Origin of the sequence: Anabaena sphaerica FACHB-251 (assembly GCF_014696825.1) — a bacterium.
GTDB lineage: Bacteria > Cyanobacteriota > Cyanobacteriia > Cyanobacteriales > Nostocaceae > RDYJ01.
The window spans coordinates 82,281-97,218 of record NZ_JACJQU010000006.1; the positions used below are offsets into that span (position 1 = coordinate 82,281).

A 14,938-nucleotide genomic window follows, 5' to 3' on the forward strand; every position below is an offset into this window, starting at 1 on the left:
TTATTCACATTTTTGGCAAGTTTCAGTAAATTCAATATTTCCTTCTCAATAGATTCAAAATGGAATATTCTCATCCTGTAAATCCTTTAATCCTGGACATCCTGATTCAGACAAAAATTATAACACAAGATAACTCAATAACATCCAGATCCCTATATTGCTATTTTGTATTCCCACATACAGCAAACAAAATCCTAAAACAAAATAAAGAAATCGGTTTTTTAACTACCAAAACTCTACACTAATAATAGTAACAGCAACTACATAAAAACTATATTTCCTGTCATTAACATAACTTCTCTGAGCATAAGAGTACAACTTAATATATCTCAAAAAATCTTGCCTAAATCGCTGCCAGTCTCACAGGCAAATAGATTTACTTGAGTACAAAAAAGCTAAAACCCTAACCCATAAATACCAGTACCCCTGTCATAAAACACTAGTACCCCTACCCCTACATAAAATGTTAACTTCTGTTAAATAGGGGTTTAAACCTATTGAGTACAATCGTAATAAATTCAATATATTCAATCGGTATCTGTGGTTTTGTCTGCTTTCGAGTCACCTGATATAAGCAGAAAAATACAACATGGCTCTTTTAACCAGACAGTACCGATGCAACAGTCTCTAGACAGTATTAAAACCCAAACTGCAAATACAGACTCGCAGAAAAATCAACGTTCTGGCGGTTTTTTTGAGCCATTAATGAGTGATTTTCGGATCATTTTTGAGCGTGATCCAGCCGCACGTAATTGGTTGGAGGTTATATTTTGTTATCCTGGATTTCATGCTCTTTGTTTCCATCGTCTCGCACACTGGTTACACATCCGTAAAGTGGGTTTTATCCCTCGTTTAATTTCTCACTTGGGACGATTTTTAACAGGTATTGAAATTCATCCAGGTGCAAAAATTGGTAAAGGTGTATTTATCGATCATGGTATGGGTGTTGTCATTGGTGAAACTGCCATAGTCGGAGATTATGCACTCATTTATCAAGGTGTAACTCTGGGTGGCACAGGGAAAGAAAGCGGTAAACGTCATCCTACCTTGGGTAATAACGTTGTTGTGGGTGCGGGTGCGAAAGTATTAGGAAATATTCAAATTAGCGATCGCGTGCGGATAGGTGCAGGTTCCATAGTCTTGCGTGATGTTCCCCCAGATTCTACCGTTGTTGGTATTCCTGGCCGCATTATTTCCCATAAACAAAGCAAACGTCTTTCTCCTTTAGAACATGGAAAACTACCTGATGTGGAAGCAGGTATAATTCGTTCCTTGCTTTCCCGAATCGAAAAACTTGAACAACAACTGCAAACCATGAATAGTCATCAGCAGAACGAGGAACATTAAATTATGTTCTCACTAGGTGAACAAGTTTTGCAGATTCCTTTAAGTGATAGATGGCAAATTTATCACCGTTTGCAAGAGTTGATGATTGCTTGTTCTTGCCCTCCAGATGGTTCTTTACGCGTGCAAGTAAAGAGTTTGCAAGAAGCAATTCTTGTCCGCAGTGCAGTCATGCAATTTCTAGCTTCGCGCTGTGAGTTAGTAACATGGTTAGAAACTTGTTGGAGTCACAGTATAGAGTAAAAAGTGCATAACTGACTACAATTTACATCTTCTCAAATGTCTAATCAATACTATTTCAGAGCAGAATTCATGATGCAAGCATAATTCATCCTCTACAAAAGTCGAAGTTATTGTTTACTCACAATTTAGCTTGCAGACTGAAAGAAATTAACCTAAGCTTAGGTTTCACTCTCTCTACTAAATCTGCTAAATCTCCAAATTCTCTGACATATTTCATTCTTGAACAAAGTGAAATTAGTAAGTAACCTTGGGGGTAGTATTTTGTTATCTTGTCTCGCTTGATATTTTCAAAGTCAAATTATGGTAGACCGTAACAGCGATAAGAAATTACTGCAATTTTTGCATAATGAACTGGAACTTTCCCAAGCGGATATTGCTGTTGCTTTGCGACACCGTGAGTTTGATAAAGGACCTATTCCTATGCTGCTTTGGCAGTATGGTTTTATCGATTTAGAACAGTTAGATAAGATTTTTGATTGGTTAGCAGAACACGCATAGGTTCAGTTATCAGTCATCAGTTCTCAGTTAAAATCTTTGCACTTAGATATGAAGCAAATATTTGTGAAACATCAATTGTCTATACTGCTTATCAATGATCACCAAACAACTAAGGAGGGAGGGAAATACTATGATTACTAGTTTAATTGCTGGACTGAGTATTTTATTACTGACAGGATTTACTAATAGCTATATTAGTTACTGGCTATTTATAGAACATCACAATCATGACAGGAAAAAATCCTCATAAATTATACCAAAATTTGGTTTCCTATCATACAGATGTGGTGTGAGTTATTAGGCAATAATTAAATATTATAAACTGTCTTTAATAACTCGTGTGATTTTTAGCAGTTATCTAGAAAATTTTAATATTTGTTTTATATCTATGATGGATAGGAATTGTAGCGTTAAAGGGTATTAGTAAAAACTCGGCTAGAGGGATATTTGAGATGAGTCAAATTAGTATTAATGATACTACGTTACGTGATGGTGAACAGGCGGCAGGTGTTGCTTTTAACTTAGAAGAAAAAGTAGCGATCGCAAAATTTCTTGATGCCATTGGTGTTCCCGAATTAGAAGTCGGTATACCAGCAATGGGAGAAGAAGAAATTCGCACAATTCAAGCAATTTCTGACTTAGATTTAGATGCAAAATTACTAGCTTGGAACCGCGCTGTTATCTCAGATATTAAAGCCTCTATTGCCTGTGGACTGGAAAGAGTACATATTGCTATTCCCGTTTCTGGTATACAAATTGCTGCTAAATTTCATGGTCAATGGAGAGTAAGTTTACAACGACTTAAAGACTGTATTAGCTTTGCGCTTGATCATGGTCTTTGGGTTGCAGTAGGGGGAGAAGATTCTTCTAGAGCAGATGAAAACTTCCTCGAAGATGTAGCTTTATATGCTCAAGAATGGGGTGCATCAAGATTTCGTTTTTGTGATACAGTTGGAGTGCTTGATCCCTTCGGAACTCACCTCAAAGTTAAACGATTAGTATCTACTTTATCAATTCCTGTAGAGATTCACACCCATAATGATTTTGGTCTAGCAACTGCTAATGCTATTGCTGGTATTAAAGCTGGAGCAGTTTCTGTGAATACCACCGTTAATGGTTTAGGTGAAAGAGCAGGAAATGCAGCTTTAGAAGAAGTTGTCATGGCCATAAAATGTATCTACGGTGTTAATTTAGGAATTGATACTCGACATTTATTAGGACTATCGCAATTAGTTGCTGCTGCTTCAGGTGCAAACGTCCCACCTTGGAAAGCAATTGTTGGAAAAAATACCTTTGCTCACGAGTCGGGAATTCATGCTGATGGTGTCCTGAAAAACCCAGAAACCTATGAACCATTTTCACCAGAAGAAGTAGGTTGGGAACGTAGTTTAGTATTAGGTAAACATTCTGGAAGGCATTTATTATCTAACTTGTTAGCACAGTATGGCATCTTTTTGAATTCAGAAGAAACCCAATCTGTTTTAGATGCAGTACGGCATGAATCAACACTGAAAAAACGCAGTATCACTACAGAAGAATTGTTGAATTTAGTACGTGAACAGAGGTATTCCCATGCAGCGCGATGAGGTAGAACTGAATTCTCAACCAATTTTTGAAATTGGTCAAAAAGTCCGAGTTAAGAAACTCATTAAAAATGATGGTACTTTTCCTGGTCGAGAAATTGGAGAAGTTTTAGCAAGAATTGGAGACGTTGGTTATGTATCCAGCATAGGAACTTTTTTACAAGCTTACTATATCTATGCTGTGCATTTTTTAGATACAGGGTACATCATCGGTTGTCGAAAAAGAGAACTAGAATCTGCTGAGGAAACACATGAAAGTAATGCTACGGATGAATGATGCTGGAACTTTGGTGGCCTACGTCGCTAAAAAAGATCTGGAAGAAGAAGTAGTCAAACAGACAGATAGTGATGCAGGTAAAGTTCTCACTTTAGCTAATGGTTGGGAATTAGAATTTAGTGAAATACCAGCTAAGGAAAAGCTACCCTTAACTGTTGAAGCTAAACGCCTTGCATAAAATTATTACAAGTAACCGATAGAAGGTAAAAGGTAAAAGCATACAGCAGAAGTCAGGAGTCAGGAGTAAAAACAGCTTCATACTTGGTTTTTGGTTGAAATTTTGTACTTCATTTACCTGTAATCTGCTGTATTTTTTCCTCTTCCTTATTCCTTTAGATGAGCAACATTACCCCAGTAACGCGGGGTTTATTATTTTTATGGCAAATTTGGGTTATCAATATGGGTGAAAAGTATCAGACTTTATCGGAATTGAATCTTGAAGGACAGTTTTTAGGTTTTGTTGGTGATAAGCCGCAAAAATCTAAACACTTGCATTTGGCAATTCCTTCAGGAAATGTGAAAATTAAAATACCTAAAGATTTGCGCTGTTCTCTGATTGCTTCTTTAGTACCTGGTGAACAAATTAGTATTGCTGCTATTAGTAAATTAAACCCACGGACACGTAAACTGAAACTCACAGCTTATCAAGTCCAAGCATCTGGTTTTTGTCCGATTCATAATCGACTACCGGAAACTACCGCTAAAATTATGGTCTGTCAAAAATCTGGTTGTATGAAACGGGGTGGGAAAGGTTTATTATCAGAATTAGAAAAAACTTTGTGCGATCGCGGTTTGTTAGATAAGGTAGAAATCGAACACACCGACTGTCAAAAACGTTGTAGTAGCGCACCCAACTGTGTTTTGATGTTGGGTAAAAAGCAATACAAAAAAGTGCATCCAGAAGCCATAGCTTCCTTGTTAGAGAATCATTTGAGAGGATGTTTTAAAAGTGAAGGAATAGTGTAACAAAGCTGACAATTTTAAGCTGATTCTTCAAAATTAGCTTAAAATTCTTTTCCGGATCTGTCTAATTCAGTCTTGGATAAATCTTATATTAGAGGATATTTTAAAAGGGTATTTTGCTATCAAATTTAGCACAGTCAAGCATCTCAGTACATTAGTAAAACATTGATTTTCCGTTATATTTAAACTCAGTAATAACGGCAAATTCTACCTTTTGGTACTTTACAAACATCCTCTTAGTTCAATATCAATAATTAAATTGTATAAGAGTGTGAGGACTAGAACTTTGACTAAATGCCAATTTGCTCATGTAATTTCCGCTAATTGGCTGCTGTTGACTGGAATAAATCTATTAGGTTGCCTTTTCCTATCTACATCTATTGCCATTAAAGCTGCATCTGCGGTTGATAGAGTTGATGAATTAGTTACTAATGCCACGACTAAGGAATTATCAACTCAGCAAAAAGTAGCGTCAACTAAAGACATTAGCCAAAAATCCCCACAGTTAGCTATTGAACTGAATCAACCTTTGATTTTGCTCAAACAACCACAGACTATCACCCAAAAGATAGATACTTTAACTAGCGTGGGTGATAACTTTGGTGAAGCCAAGAAACTTTATCCTACTCAGCCCCAGACCATCACCCAACAGATAGATGTCTCTGGTAGTAGAGGAGATAAATTAGGAGATGTTAATCAATTACGCCAGGATTTATTAGTTGAACCCCTGTTTCAAATAACTCCTCCACAAACTCCTCCACAAACTCCTCCACAAACTCCTCCACAAACTCCTTCACCCAAGCGAACCTACCAACCTGGGCTCAGTTTTGGCGCTCCAAGTGCTTTCGGGGCGGCATGGGGGGACTTATTTGTAGGAGCATCGGGCGCTACAGCAGGTAAAAGTAGGGACGGTAACCCAGACGCAAGTATGAGCGCAGGTTTTGGGTTGGGAGATGCTTACAAATTGGGTGCTTTGGAATTCACCTTCAACAACGGTAGTGTCAAAAACCTCGGTTATAACGGCACTTTTGACCTCAAAGCTCACCGCGTTGTCTATGTTAAAGGCAACAATCAAGTTGCTGTAGCTGCTGGCTGGAATACCTTTGCCCAGTATGGTAATGAAGGAATTAGACCTTCCGGTGCTTATGGTGTAGTCACAACATACTCTCTTTTACAGCCTAACAATCCTGTTAATCCAATGGCTATCTCCTTTTCTCTAGGAGCAGGCGGTGGCGACTTCCGACAAGGTAATGAGAGTACCGGTGTATTTGCTGGAGTGGGTGTGCAAGTTCATCCCCAGATCGGTATGGGTTTCGGTTGGAGTGGAGTAGGTTTAAATGCTGGGGTTTCCGTTGTCCCTGTGCCTACCATTCCCTTGATAATTACTGCCCAAGGTGCTGATCTCACAGATAACAGTTTCGGCGGTAGGATACTTGTTCTGACTGTGGGCTATGGTTTCAATTTTCTGCCTAGATAGGTTTGATAGCATCAAAACTCAAACAATACAAGAAGGTTTTCAATGATTCTGAAAACTTCCTAACTTCCCCTGCTGACTCCTGAAAGGCAGTTGCTCTTGGGAAACCTCAAGACCGCACTGCCTCCTCCTGACTCCTACTCTATAGCTTACGTCAAGCCACTCCTCACGACAAACTTTTTCAACCAACCCGAAATCACCACTTCAATATTTACTATCTAGAGAATCACCATGTTAAAAATCAGAACCTTCTTTCTTAGTCTCGCTTGTACGCCTTTAATTATATTTTCTTTACACTTAACGAATCAAGTCCAAGCTAATTCACCAAGCAAAGGTCAGGCGGGATCTGCAAGTGGAGGTGCAATCTCACCCTCCAATAATCACCCTGGTCAATCACCCAGTAGAGGTCAGGCGGGATCGGCAAGTGGAGGTGCAACCCCACCCTCAAATAATCACCCTGGTCAATCACCCAGTAAAGGTCAGGCGGGATCGGCAAGTGGAGGTGGAAACACAAATAACCCTGGTCAATCACCCAGTAAAGGTCAGGGAGGATCGGCAAGTGGAGGTGGAAACACAAATAACCCTGGTCAATCACCCAGTAAAGGTCAGGGAGGATCGGCAAGTGGAGGTGGAAACACAAATAACCCTGGTCAATCACCCAGTAAAGGTCAGGGAGGATCGGCAAGTGGAGGTGGAAACACAAATAACCCTGGTCAATCACCCAGTAAAGGTGAGGCGGGATCTGCAAGTGGATCTGAATCATCCGGTATCATTATTATACGAAAACCGGATGGGTCTATACTGATTAAGCTTTCACCTGCGGTTGTACACAAGCTTAATGCTGCCGCTAATCGTATACTTGCTAGTGGTGGTGGTCATAGATTCTCATCGGCTCAAGCTCATAAAGTTATGATCACCTTAACTTTAAGAGGTGTTTCTCCAAAATTATCACAAGCATTTTCACGTGCAGTAGTTAATATTTTCACATTTTCCCGTACTTCTACTACACCCAGTTTTCCTTCAGTTCAGTTACCGCAAGGACAGCTAGTAGCCAGCACTAAAGCTTTCAAACCTAGTTCAAGCATCGCTGAGGGTGATGCAGTACCAACTGTTAACATTGACAACCTGAACGAAGCTATTAATATCTACAACAAGATTGTACTAGAAAGCGATCCAGCAACTCTTCAGAAGCTTTCACAATACTCAGACTTTGTGGAAATTGGTAAAACTCTCACAGAATTAAGGGCTGCAATCAAGTAGTATTTATTCAAGTACGTAGGGTGCGTTGGGCGCATTAGTAAAAAATACCCATTCATCAATAACTGGAGCAAGCTCCGTAACCCACCATCAGGGCGCATCTCAAATGTGCAGAATCCCCAAGCCCATGGCACGCTTCGCTTTGGTTTAAGAAGATGCGCCTGCATAGGCAATTTCCACCTCCGTGGACTAATAAGAGACTTAAAACCCGCCTTCGCGGGTTTTGTTTGTATAGTCGCGAATTAAGTAGGTAGGCTTAAATAAACCTAACTAACTATGTAACGAAATTTAAAATGCTGGCTATAGCTTGCGTGACAACGTAGGATTAATACGCCTCCCGTCAGGGATACGTGAATGCTCAGTTCGCAATAACATAGTTATAAACTTTCCCACCCACCTACTTACAGCAGTTTTCACGTATTTGAACCACAATTATTAGACCTAACCCCCATGAAGGGAAGGGGAGGAAATCAAAGCATCTCTCCTACTAGGAGGACTGCTTGTGGACTATTTACCTGAAAATAGCTGTATATTCGCTTCCCTATGAATTGCAAATACAGAAATGGTATAAATAATATGAAAAATATGCGAGTCTACTTTAGTAGACTTTAGCTATTAGCCCGGAACTTAAGTTCCGGGCGGGCGTGGAAGCCAACAAATAAGCTATTGATTAGATATTCGGGGATCTATCTTCTTCCTAAGTAACTAACCCTTCCAAAACCTGCTGTAAATCACTTGTTAACTCAGCCACCGCTTGTCTGGCATCCACTCGACTAGCTTTATAAGTTAGATAACGTTCAGAAACAGATATTGGTTTGCCTACAGTAATTTTGACTTTTTGTTGACCCAACTCTGGACGATTTAAAGGATTATTACCTTTAATTTTATTGACCATATCCCATAAAAGTAAAGTCGTTTCTGCAAATCTTTCTACTGTTGGTTTTTCGCGGATATAAGTACCAGAAACGGCCACAAAACTTTCTACTAACCTCATGTGCCACATCCGAAAATATGCTTCTTCGGCGATTCTATCCCCTAAACTTTTCTCAATGGGTGCTAATGATTTAATATCTTTAAAATCTTCTCTAAATATATAATTCCATCCTGCTTGTTCTAATCGTCTACATCTATCATTCCAATTGCCCCTAGATGGTAAATCAAAATATTGTTCAGCAATGAATAACGCCACATTCATCACAGATTGTAACCGATAAGCTAAAGCTTCATTTCTGTCTGTAATTTCCCCATTGGTAATTTTTTCATCTGGCAGTGTTTGATGATAGAAACGAGTGTAGAATTTCTCCATTATCGATAATAAATGTTCTGATAAAGTCAATAAGCGGGAATAAAGCACATCAAAGGAAGTGGCATTATTGGCTGATTTGACATTTAAACCACTAGCAGCTTCTAATTCAGTTAATAAATTGGCGATCGCTCCCCAAGGTTCGTTAACATAACTATATTTCAGCCCAATAGGTACAATTAAAACCTCCTCATTTCTGCCTGCTTTCTGCAAATCTTCCGCACACCAAAAACCCATTTGTGCAATACCTGGTTCTAAAGGGCTAACAATTTCTGACAAACCATTAGTTGCACCTTCTGGAGCAGCAGCCATTGGGAACTTACCATTAATATACAAATCCCGTGCAGAACGCAACCCAGTCCAGTCAGCTTTACCCCGTTGAATAGGAGTACCACCTAAATTAGAAGCAAGCCAACCAATATGTTTACCCGCCCAAAGAGGAATCCCTCGATCATAGATAAAATGGGCATGAATTGGATGCTGTATGGTTATTTTTTCCTGTTTTGCTGCCTTTGGCACAAGTTGGGAAAACAAGTAAGTTAAACACAGAGGATCATCCGTTTTCGGATGCCGAAACGCCAACATAAAGCGGATATTACCTGTTTGAAACTGACTATAAAGCTCCGCTAAAACTTCCACATTTTCTGCTTCAATTTGGCTAATCTGAGTTTTCCAGCGTATCCAGTCCGGTAAGAACAGATGCACAAATTTCAACAACAACGGGTTAAACGCTGGGGGGATAAATTCTAGCGGTGGTTGTGCTTGATACATTAAATCTGAGAAGATAGAGGACAAATAAATTCAAAATCATCAAAATTCAAAATTTTGGCGCTGTTGATACCTTCCTCATGGAACCTTTACCTCACCAAATTACCGCAGTTGATGGAGAAATGCTACCACGTTAATCACTGCCTTTGCTCCTGATCTTCTTGCTTCTGATAGCATAGCGTGGTGTCAGCCATACTCCTGACTCTTGACTCCTGACTTCTCACAAGCGATCGCAAATGACACAATTGCGGGAAACTGAGAACAGGTATAAAGAAAGGAGAACTAACTCTATGGCCTGGACAAAAATTCTGGAAGCAAACGCCCTATCCTCTGGTGCGCGAGAAGTTGTAAAAGTAGGGAACAGAAATATTTTGGTGTTAAACCACGAAAATCAGCTTTATGCCGTGGAAAATACCTGCCCCCACCTAAAATTACCCATGAAATCCGGTAAAATCCAAAATGGAGCCATTGTTTGTTCTTTCCACCGCAGTGCTTTTGACCTGAACACTGGTGAAGTCAAAACCTGGTGTCCGTGGCCACCTGGAGTCGGTAAATTATTATCAATGGTTTCCGAAGCCAAAACCCTGCCAGTATTTCCTCTTCGTGTAGAAGATGGCAATATTTTGATTGACGTGCCAGAGTAATCATAGCGATCAGATCCCCAACTTATTTAAGGGGATCTTGGATCATAACTACACCCTATAGTCTCCCCCAATCTAGCTAGAATTTATATGAATTATTACGTAATTTATGATGGTCAATGTAATCTGTGTGTTACTTTAGTGCAGTTGCTAGAAAATCTAGACCAGGGAAAACTATTTCGCTACATCTCCATGCAAGATGAACAGATATTATCCGCATGGGGAATTACCACCCAAGATTGTGAACAGGGTATGATTTTAATAGATGCTAATAGTTCCTCAAGACGTTGGCAAGGCAGCGATGCGGCTGAAGAAATTGGGCGACTATTGCCACTAGGTAGTTTATTTGTAGAGGCTTATCGTGCCTTACCGGGGGTGAAATGGCTAGGAGATAGGTTTTATGAACAAATCCGGGATCATCGCTATACCCTGTTTGGTAAACGTGCTGATACCTATCAATCTGCATATTGCATAGATGGTAACTGCAAAATTGGGAATGATTCATAATTCGTAATTAATTGCTTCTTTCTTCTGACTCCTGCCTCTTAGCCTCCACGAAAAGACTTTTGGCGTTGCTGATTAAGAGTATGATTTTGTTTCACGCAGAGGCGCTCCAGTCACAGAGAGTAAGAGTTTGAAATCATTGATTTTTCAATTTCATACCCTATTTCAGCAACGCCGGATTAACGGAAATTTCTCGTTTTCCATTCTTAACATCTAACAGACCTGACATCAAGATTGAATATCAGCGGCTGTTGCCTACTTACTAAAGCTAAATAATGTTACATAAACGTTACTCAACATCTCAACTTGTGATTTTTAGGCGATAATAAAAACGTCGAAAAATAAAAAGACAAAGAAATCACTACCTAACTCTAACCTCAAATAGTTTGTTAGCTAATGGCAACTGGAGGTGAAAGAAAATGATATACAATAACATCGTCAGTGATAGTACTGCATACCTACTCATGAAAATAGGTGTGCTAATTCTGGCAGTTTTGCTGTGGTTTGTAGTCACAGCTACACCAGTGGTTTAGGTACTCCGCCCAATTCCTGACCCTGAACAGATAACTTTTATTGACACAACTCTATAATATTATAGGATGGACGGAGTGTTAGAAAGCGTGGGGCTATTATGGCTCGCTATACCTGTTCTTTTCTTGTTTCTGTTCCCATCGACCATCTGCAACCATTACTGATAGAACTACTACAGTATTGTGGTTTAGAAGTTCAATACTACACAGCAGACTACATTATGGCTCGTGAAATTCCTGGTAATGTATCCTTTTCTAAACTAGTCACAGTGGAAGTGCTGATTGATAAATCCAATGCTACGGAAACGGAAACGCGGATGAGTATTGTGATCAAAAATGAAGAATTACCACTGAAATTGGACAATCACTGCCGACAAGTCTTTGATTTTGTCCGCCAGGAAATTGAACATAGCCGAAATTGGCATTTAATTGAAAGTCTAGCCGGTTGACACTCTCCCGACTGTAAAAACAAGCAATAGCAAAATTTTTATAAAAAGTCGGGAGATTCTTGATTCTACAAGTCCACTTAAACCCAACTCCTTGCAGTATAAGCAAAGCATCCAAGCTGCCACATTACAGTAATAGCTCGACAACCAAGTATGCACAGTAATCTAAATCCCCTCGAATTTCTTAGTGTCAAGGTACAAGCAGCTATTCCCCTTGCAGTTGCAGGTATTGGTTTTATGGGAGTTCGCGCTTGGGAAATATTCTGTCATGCAGATAGCTTGTTTGCTATAACTGAACAAACACAAAAATTACTGGGAATAGGTGAAGCCACAAGTTAGAGCAGAATTCAGGAGACAGAAGGTTCTAAGGCAGTAGCAATATGTAGCTCAACTGTCAAAATATCCTTACTAGGACTTATCAGTGAACAAACCCAACAAAGGACCGAGAATCGCCCCAAAAATAAAACCACCTGCGTGCGCCCAGTAAGCAATACCGCCACCTTCCATACCAATGTTGGTAGGTGCTTCTAAACTAGCGATTCCGTAAAAAGCTTGTTGGATAAACCAAAATCCTAAAAAGAAATATGCAGGAACTCGAAAAGTTGGGAAGAAAATACCTAAAGGCAGTACAGCCAGAATTTCCGCTTTGGGAAAACGAATAATGTATGCACCCATTACACCTGCAATAGCTCCACTTGCTCCCAAAGAAGGAATATTAGAATTTTGAGCAAAGTACCATTGGGTTAATGATGCCAAAACACCGCAAGATAAATAGAAGACTAAATATTTAAAATGACCTAACTTATCTTCTACATTGTTGCCAAAAACCCAGAGAAACAACATATTTCCAGCCAAGTGCAAAAAACCACCGTGGAGAAATTGCGCCGTAATTAAAGTTACCCATTCTGGTACTGGTTGATTTACAGAATTACCTGCAAAGCTTAAAGAAAGTTCTCGTGGGACTACAGCCGCTAAATGCAAAAACCCATTTAATGCTTGAGGAGGAAGACTTGTTTCATAAAGAAAAGCGAGGACATTGGCAATAATTAGCCCATAAGTCACATAAGGCGTAATTTCCGCAGGATTGTTGTCTTTAAGGGGAACCACTGGATTTTTTCCTGATTTTTAAGCAACTAGCTTTAAAATAACGAATTTTCTCAGTAATTTCTTCTACCTAGTGGATGGATTAGGCTTTTACGGTTTGCAACAGTATTTATTTTGCAGCAACCATAGAATTTCAAGAGCAGCACCTGAGTGATATCATGTCCGGTTGAATACTTATCATTAAGACAGCAGGGGGCATACTTCGACTGCGCTCAGTAACCAGGGGAGCAGGGAGCAGGGGGAAAAGAATTTTTGGATTTCTGCACAACCAGTTATATCGCAAGTGATTAGGCGGACATGATATGAAATAGAGTGAGTGCGATCGCCTTGTGGATATGATAGGAGAGATTGCACTTTCCACTACTCCCAACCCTATTTTTTAACTTTCCCACCTCTACACTAAGACTATAAGCGCAACTCCCCAAAATTGGAGGCATAGCTATGGTACAGCAACTCACACCCCACACCGCACCAGAAATCATCTACCCTGACAGCGACGGACAACCAATGGCAGATAATACTAAACAATTTCGCTGGATTGTTACTATTAAAGAAAATTTAGAAATCTTATTTGCATCACGGGATGATGTCTTTGTCGCTGGAAATCTTTTATGGTATCCGGTAGAAGGCAGTGTTAAAACTCGCCAAGCACCCGATGTGATGGTTGTCTTTGGTAGACCAAAAGGTGATAGAGGTTCCTATAAGCAATGGCTAGAAAATAATATTCCCCCACAGGTAGTATTTGAAATTTTATCGCCTGGAAACCGCACTCAAGAAATGATTAATAAATCACTTTTTTATCAACGTTATGGAGTAGATGAATATTACGTTTATGACCCCGATACATTAGAATTATCCGGCTTTTTGCGTTCTCAAGATTCTTTTGCAGCTATTGAAGAAATCAATGGTTGGGTAAGTCCATCCTTGGGTATATCTTTTCAACTTACTCCAGATACTTTAGAAATTTATTATCCTGATGGACGGAAATTTCTGACATCTGTGGAACTTGATCAACGTGCTGAACGAGAATATGAACGTGCTGAACAAGAACGGCAAGAAAAAGAAGCAGCAGTTCAGCAGTATCAAGAATTATTAGCCAAATTGCAAGCCAAAGGAGTTGATATAGACAATTTGTAAGCTACCATCCAATTTAGATAATTTTTTCAGTAATTTATTGTGTATTGTAGCCAGTTTTTGCATAAAATAGTTTTGTTGCACTGCCTTAGAGGTTGTTTGAAAAGTATTAGATGAAACCAATAATCTTCAGTAACCTAACCCCCCTTCCCCCCTTCCCTACGAGGGAATGGGGGTTTCAAAGCCTCTTCCCGCGTCGGGGAGAGGTTTGGAGAGGGGTTTATTTATACATTCAAAACTTTTAAAACATCCTCTTAGCTAAATTGCTTATGAACTGGCTGGCTCACCTTCTATTATCGGAAGCAAACGTGGAAATGCAGTTAGGTAATATCCTAGCTGATATTGTTAAAGGGACGGCTCGCCAGGAATTAAACTCTAATATTCAGCGAGGAATCCAGTGTCATCAAATCATTGACAGATTTACAGATAGTCACATAATTGTCCAACGCAGTAAACAGCGTATTGACGCAAACTACCGACGCTTTGCTGGGGTAATTGTAGATATTTTTTATGACCACTTTTTAGCTAAGAATTGGTCAAATTATGCAACTATTTCTCTCGATGAATTTACATCTGAGATATACAGATCATTTCAAGCATATCCAGGTGAAATACCTGCAATAGTCCGTCAAGTAATTAGTCGCGTTGCTGCTGAAGATTGGTTAGGCTCTTATCGTTATATTGATGGTGTTGAAAATTCCCTGTTGAGAATATCCCAACGGTTATATAGGCGTTTCCATAGAGAATTTTTGTTAAACCATGCTATCAGCGAACTAAGAAACCACTATGATGAATTTGAGCAAGACTTTCAAGAGTTTTTTCCTGAATTACGTTTGTATGTGCAGAATTGGTGCCAATAAGCAATAATG

At 39.4% G+C, this 14,938-nt stretch carries 17 protein-coding genes; 15 read left to right on the forward strand and 2 right to left on the reverse strand.

Annotation, left to right across the window (positions count from 1 at the left end):
* Positions 1 to 615: 615 nt before the first annotated feature.
* The 9 genes from cysE (at position 616) to H6G06_RS12695 (ending at position 7,642) form a co-directional block, all read left to right on the forward strand.
* Positions 616 to 1,347: a serine O-acetyltransferase gene (gene cysE / locus H6G06_RS12655; RefSeq protein WP_190560577.1), complete on the forward strand. Its 732-nt coding sequence runs from the start codon at positions 616 to 618 to the stop codon at positions 1,345 to 1,347.
* Between the two features lie 3 nt (positions 1,348 to 1,350).
* Entirely contained in the window at positions 1,351 to 1,587 is a 237-nt protein-coding gene (locus H6G06_RS12660) for an Asr1405/Asl0597 family protein (RefSeq protein ID WP_190560579.1), read from the forward strand.
* A gap of 300 nt (positions 1,588 to 1,887) precedes the next feature.
* Positions 1,888 to 2,085 carry a DUF2949 domain-containing protein gene (locus tag H6G06_RS12665; protein WP_190560581.1) on the forward strand — a complete coding sequence of 66 codons (198 nt, stop codon included), beginning with the start codon at positions 1,888 to 1,890 and terminating at the stop codon, positions 2,083 to 2,085.
* Positions 2,086 to 2,537: 452 nt separating this feature from the next.
* Positions 2,538 to 3,671, forward strand: coding sequence for a homocitrate synthase (gene nifV, locus H6G06_RS12670; protein WP_190560583.1), 1,134 nt, complete (start codon positions 2,538 to 2,540; stop codon positions 3,669 to 3,671).
* Entirely contained in the window at positions 3,658 to 3,945 is a 288-nt protein-coding gene (locus H6G06_RS12675; RefSeq protein WP_190560585.1) for a nitrogen fixation protein NifZ, read from the forward strand. The genes nifV and H6G06_RS12675 overlap by 14 nt, the downstream gene beginning before the upstream one ends.
* Positions 3,920 to 4,123, forward strand: a complete 204-nt coding sequence (gene nifT, locus H6G06_RS12680) for a putative nitrogen fixation protein NifT (RefSeq protein WP_190560586.1) — start codon at positions 3,920 to 3,922, stop codon at positions 4,121 to 4,123. The genes H6G06_RS12675 and nifT overlap by 26 nt, the downstream gene beginning before the upstream one ends.
* Positions 4,124 to 4,344: 221 nt before the next feature.
* Positions 4,345 to 4,911 carry a (2Fe-2S) ferredoxin domain-containing protein gene (locus tag H6G06_RS12685; RefSeq protein ID WP_190560940.1) on the forward strand — a complete coding sequence of 189 codons (567 nt, stop codon included), beginning with the start codon at positions 4,345 to 4,347 and terminating at the stop codon, positions 4,909 to 4,911.
* A 283-nt stretch (positions 4,912 to 5,194) separates the two neighbouring features.
* On the forward strand, positions 5,195 to 6,385 hold the full coding sequence (locus H6G06_RS12690; protein ID WP_190560588.1) for a cupin domain-containing protein: 1,191 nt from the start codon (positions 5,195 to 5,197) through the stop codon (positions 6,383 to 6,385).
* Positions 6,386 to 6,613: 228 nt separating this feature from the next.
* Entirely contained in the window at positions 6,614 to 7,642 is a 1,029-nt protein-coding gene (locus H6G06_RS12695) for a hypothetical protein (RefSeq protein ID WP_190560590.1), read from the forward strand.
* A 694-nt stretch (positions 7,643 to 8,336) separates the two neighbouring features.
* On the opposite strand, the gene H6G06_RS12700 is transcribed toward H6G06_RS12695, so the two are convergent.
* Positions 8,337 to 9,713, reverse strand: a complete 1,377-nt coding sequence (locus H6G06_RS12700) for a 1-acyl-sn-glycerol-3-phosphate acyltransferase (protein ID WP_190560592.1) — start codon at positions 9,711 to 9,713, stop codon at positions 8,337 to 8,339.
* 287 nt (positions 9,714 to 10,000) lie between these two features.
* On the opposite strand from H6G06_RS12700, the gene H6G06_RS12705 reads away from it, so the two are divergent.
* The 4 genes from H6G06_RS12705 (at position 10,001) to H6G06_RS12720 (ending at position 12,170) form a co-directional block, all read left to right on the forward strand.
* Positions 10,001 to 10,354 carry a Rieske (2Fe-2S) protein gene (locus H6G06_RS12705; protein WP_190560594.1) on the forward strand — a complete coding sequence of 118 codons (354 nt, stop codon included), beginning with the start codon at positions 10,001 to 10,003 and terminating at the stop codon, positions 10,352 to 10,354.
* Between the two features lie 87 nt (positions 10,355 to 10,441).
* Entirely contained in the window at positions 10,442 to 10,858 is a 417-nt protein-coding gene (locus tag H6G06_RS12710; RefSeq protein ID WP_190560596.1) for a thiol-disulfide oxidoreductase DCC family protein, read from the forward strand.
* A 628-nt stretch (positions 10,859 to 11,486) separates the two neighbouring features.
* Positions 11,487 to 11,834: a hypothetical protein gene (locus H6G06_RS12715; protein ID WP_190560598.1), complete on the forward strand. Its 348-nt coding sequence runs from the start codon at positions 11,487 to 11,489 to the stop codon at positions 11,832 to 11,834.
* 150 nt (positions 11,835 to 11,984) lie between these two features.
* Positions 11,985 to 12,170 (forward strand): hypothetical protein, encoded by a 186-nt coding sequence (locus H6G06_RS12720; protein ID WP_190560977.1) that lies wholly within the window; start codon positions 11,985 to 11,987, stop codon positions 12,168 to 12,170.
* 69 nt (positions 12,171 to 12,239) lie between these two features.
* Here H6G06_RS12720 and H6G06_RS12725 read toward each other — a convergent pair whose 3' ends face one another.
* Entirely contained in the window at positions 12,240 to 12,938 is a 699-nt protein-coding gene (locus H6G06_RS12725) for a rhomboid family intramembrane serine protease (protein WP_190560600.1), read from the reverse strand.
* Between the two features lie 438 nt (positions 12,939 to 13,376).
* On the opposite strand from H6G06_RS12725, the gene H6G06_RS12730 reads away from it, so the two are divergent.
* Complete coding sequence (locus H6G06_RS12730; RefSeq protein WP_190560602.1) at positions 13,377 to 14,072, forward strand: Uma2 family endonuclease; 696 nt, start codon at positions 13,377 to 13,379, stop codon at positions 14,070 to 14,072.
* A 266-nt stretch (positions 14,073 to 14,338) separates the two neighbouring features.
* Positions 14,339 to 14,929 carry an acyl carrier protein phosphodiesterase gene (locus tag H6G06_RS12735; protein ID WP_190560605.1) on the forward strand — a complete coding sequence of 197 codons (591 nt, stop codon included), beginning with the start codon at positions 14,339 to 14,341 and terminating at the stop codon, positions 14,927 to 14,929.
* Positions 14,930 to 14,938: the final 9 nt, after the last annotated feature.

What these genes read in the sequence shown, in the direction of transcription:
- cysE (WP_190560577.1), top strand. Translation starts at nt 616, where the DNA reads ATGCAACAGTCTCTAGACAGTATTAAAACCCAAACTGCAAATACAGAC.
- H6G06_RS12660 (WP_190560579.1), top strand. Translation starts at nt 1,351, where the DNA reads ATGTTCTCACTAGGTGAACAAGTTTTGCAGATTCCTTTAAGTGATAGA.
- H6G06_RS12665 (WP_190560581.1), top strand. Translation starts at nt 1,888, where the DNA reads ATGGTAGACCGTAACAGCGATAAGAAATTACTGCAATTTTTGCATAAT.
- nifV (WP_190560583.1), top strand. Translation starts at nt 2,538, where the DNA reads ATGAGTCAAATTAGTATTAATGATACTACGTTACGTGATGGTGAACAG.
- H6G06_RS12675 (WP_190560585.1), top strand. Translation starts at nt 3,658, where the DNA reads ATGCAGCGCGATGAGGTAGAACTGAATTCTCAACCAATTTTTGAAATT.
- nifT (WP_190560586.1), top strand. Translation starts at nt 3,920, where the DNA reads ATGAAAGTAATGCTACGGATGAATGATGCTGGAACTTTGGTGGCCTAC.
- H6G06_RS12685 (WP_190560940.1), top strand. Translation starts at nt 4,345, where the DNA reads ATGGGTGAAAAGTATCAGACTTTATCGGAATTGAATCTTGAAGGACAG.
- H6G06_RS12695 (WP_190560590.1), top strand. Translation starts at nt 6,614, where the DNA reads ATGTTAAAAATCAGAACCTTCTTTCTTAGTCTCGCTTGTACGCCTTTA.
- H6G06_RS12700 (WP_190560592.1), bottom strand. Translation starts at nt 9,713, where the DNA reads ATGTATCAAGCACAACCACCGCTAGAATTTATCCCCCCAGCGTTTAAC.
- H6G06_RS12705 (WP_190560594.1), top strand. Translation starts at nt 10,001, where the DNA reads ATGGCCTGGACAAAAATTCTGGAAGCAAACGCCCTATCCTCTGGTGCG.
- H6G06_RS12710 (WP_190560596.1), top strand. Translation starts at nt 10,442, where the DNA reads ATGAATTATTACGTAATTTATGATGGTCAATGTAATCTGTGTGTTACT.
- H6G06_RS12715 (WP_190560598.1), top strand. Translation starts at nt 11,487, where the DNA reads ATGGCTCGCTATACCTGTTCTTTTCTTGTTTCTGTTCCCATCGACCAT.
- H6G06_RS12720 (WP_190560977.1), top strand. Translation starts at nt 11,985, where the DNA reads ATGCACAGTAATCTAAATCCCCTCGAATTTCTTAGTGTCAAGGTACAA.
- H6G06_RS12730 (WP_190560602.1), top strand. Translation starts at nt 13,377, where the DNA reads ATGGTACAGCAACTCACACCCCACACCGCACCAGAAATCATCTACCCT.
- H6G06_RS12735 (WP_190560605.1), top strand. Translation starts at nt 14,339, where the DNA reads ATGAACTGGCTGGCTCACCTTCTATTATCGGAAGCAAACGTGGAAATG.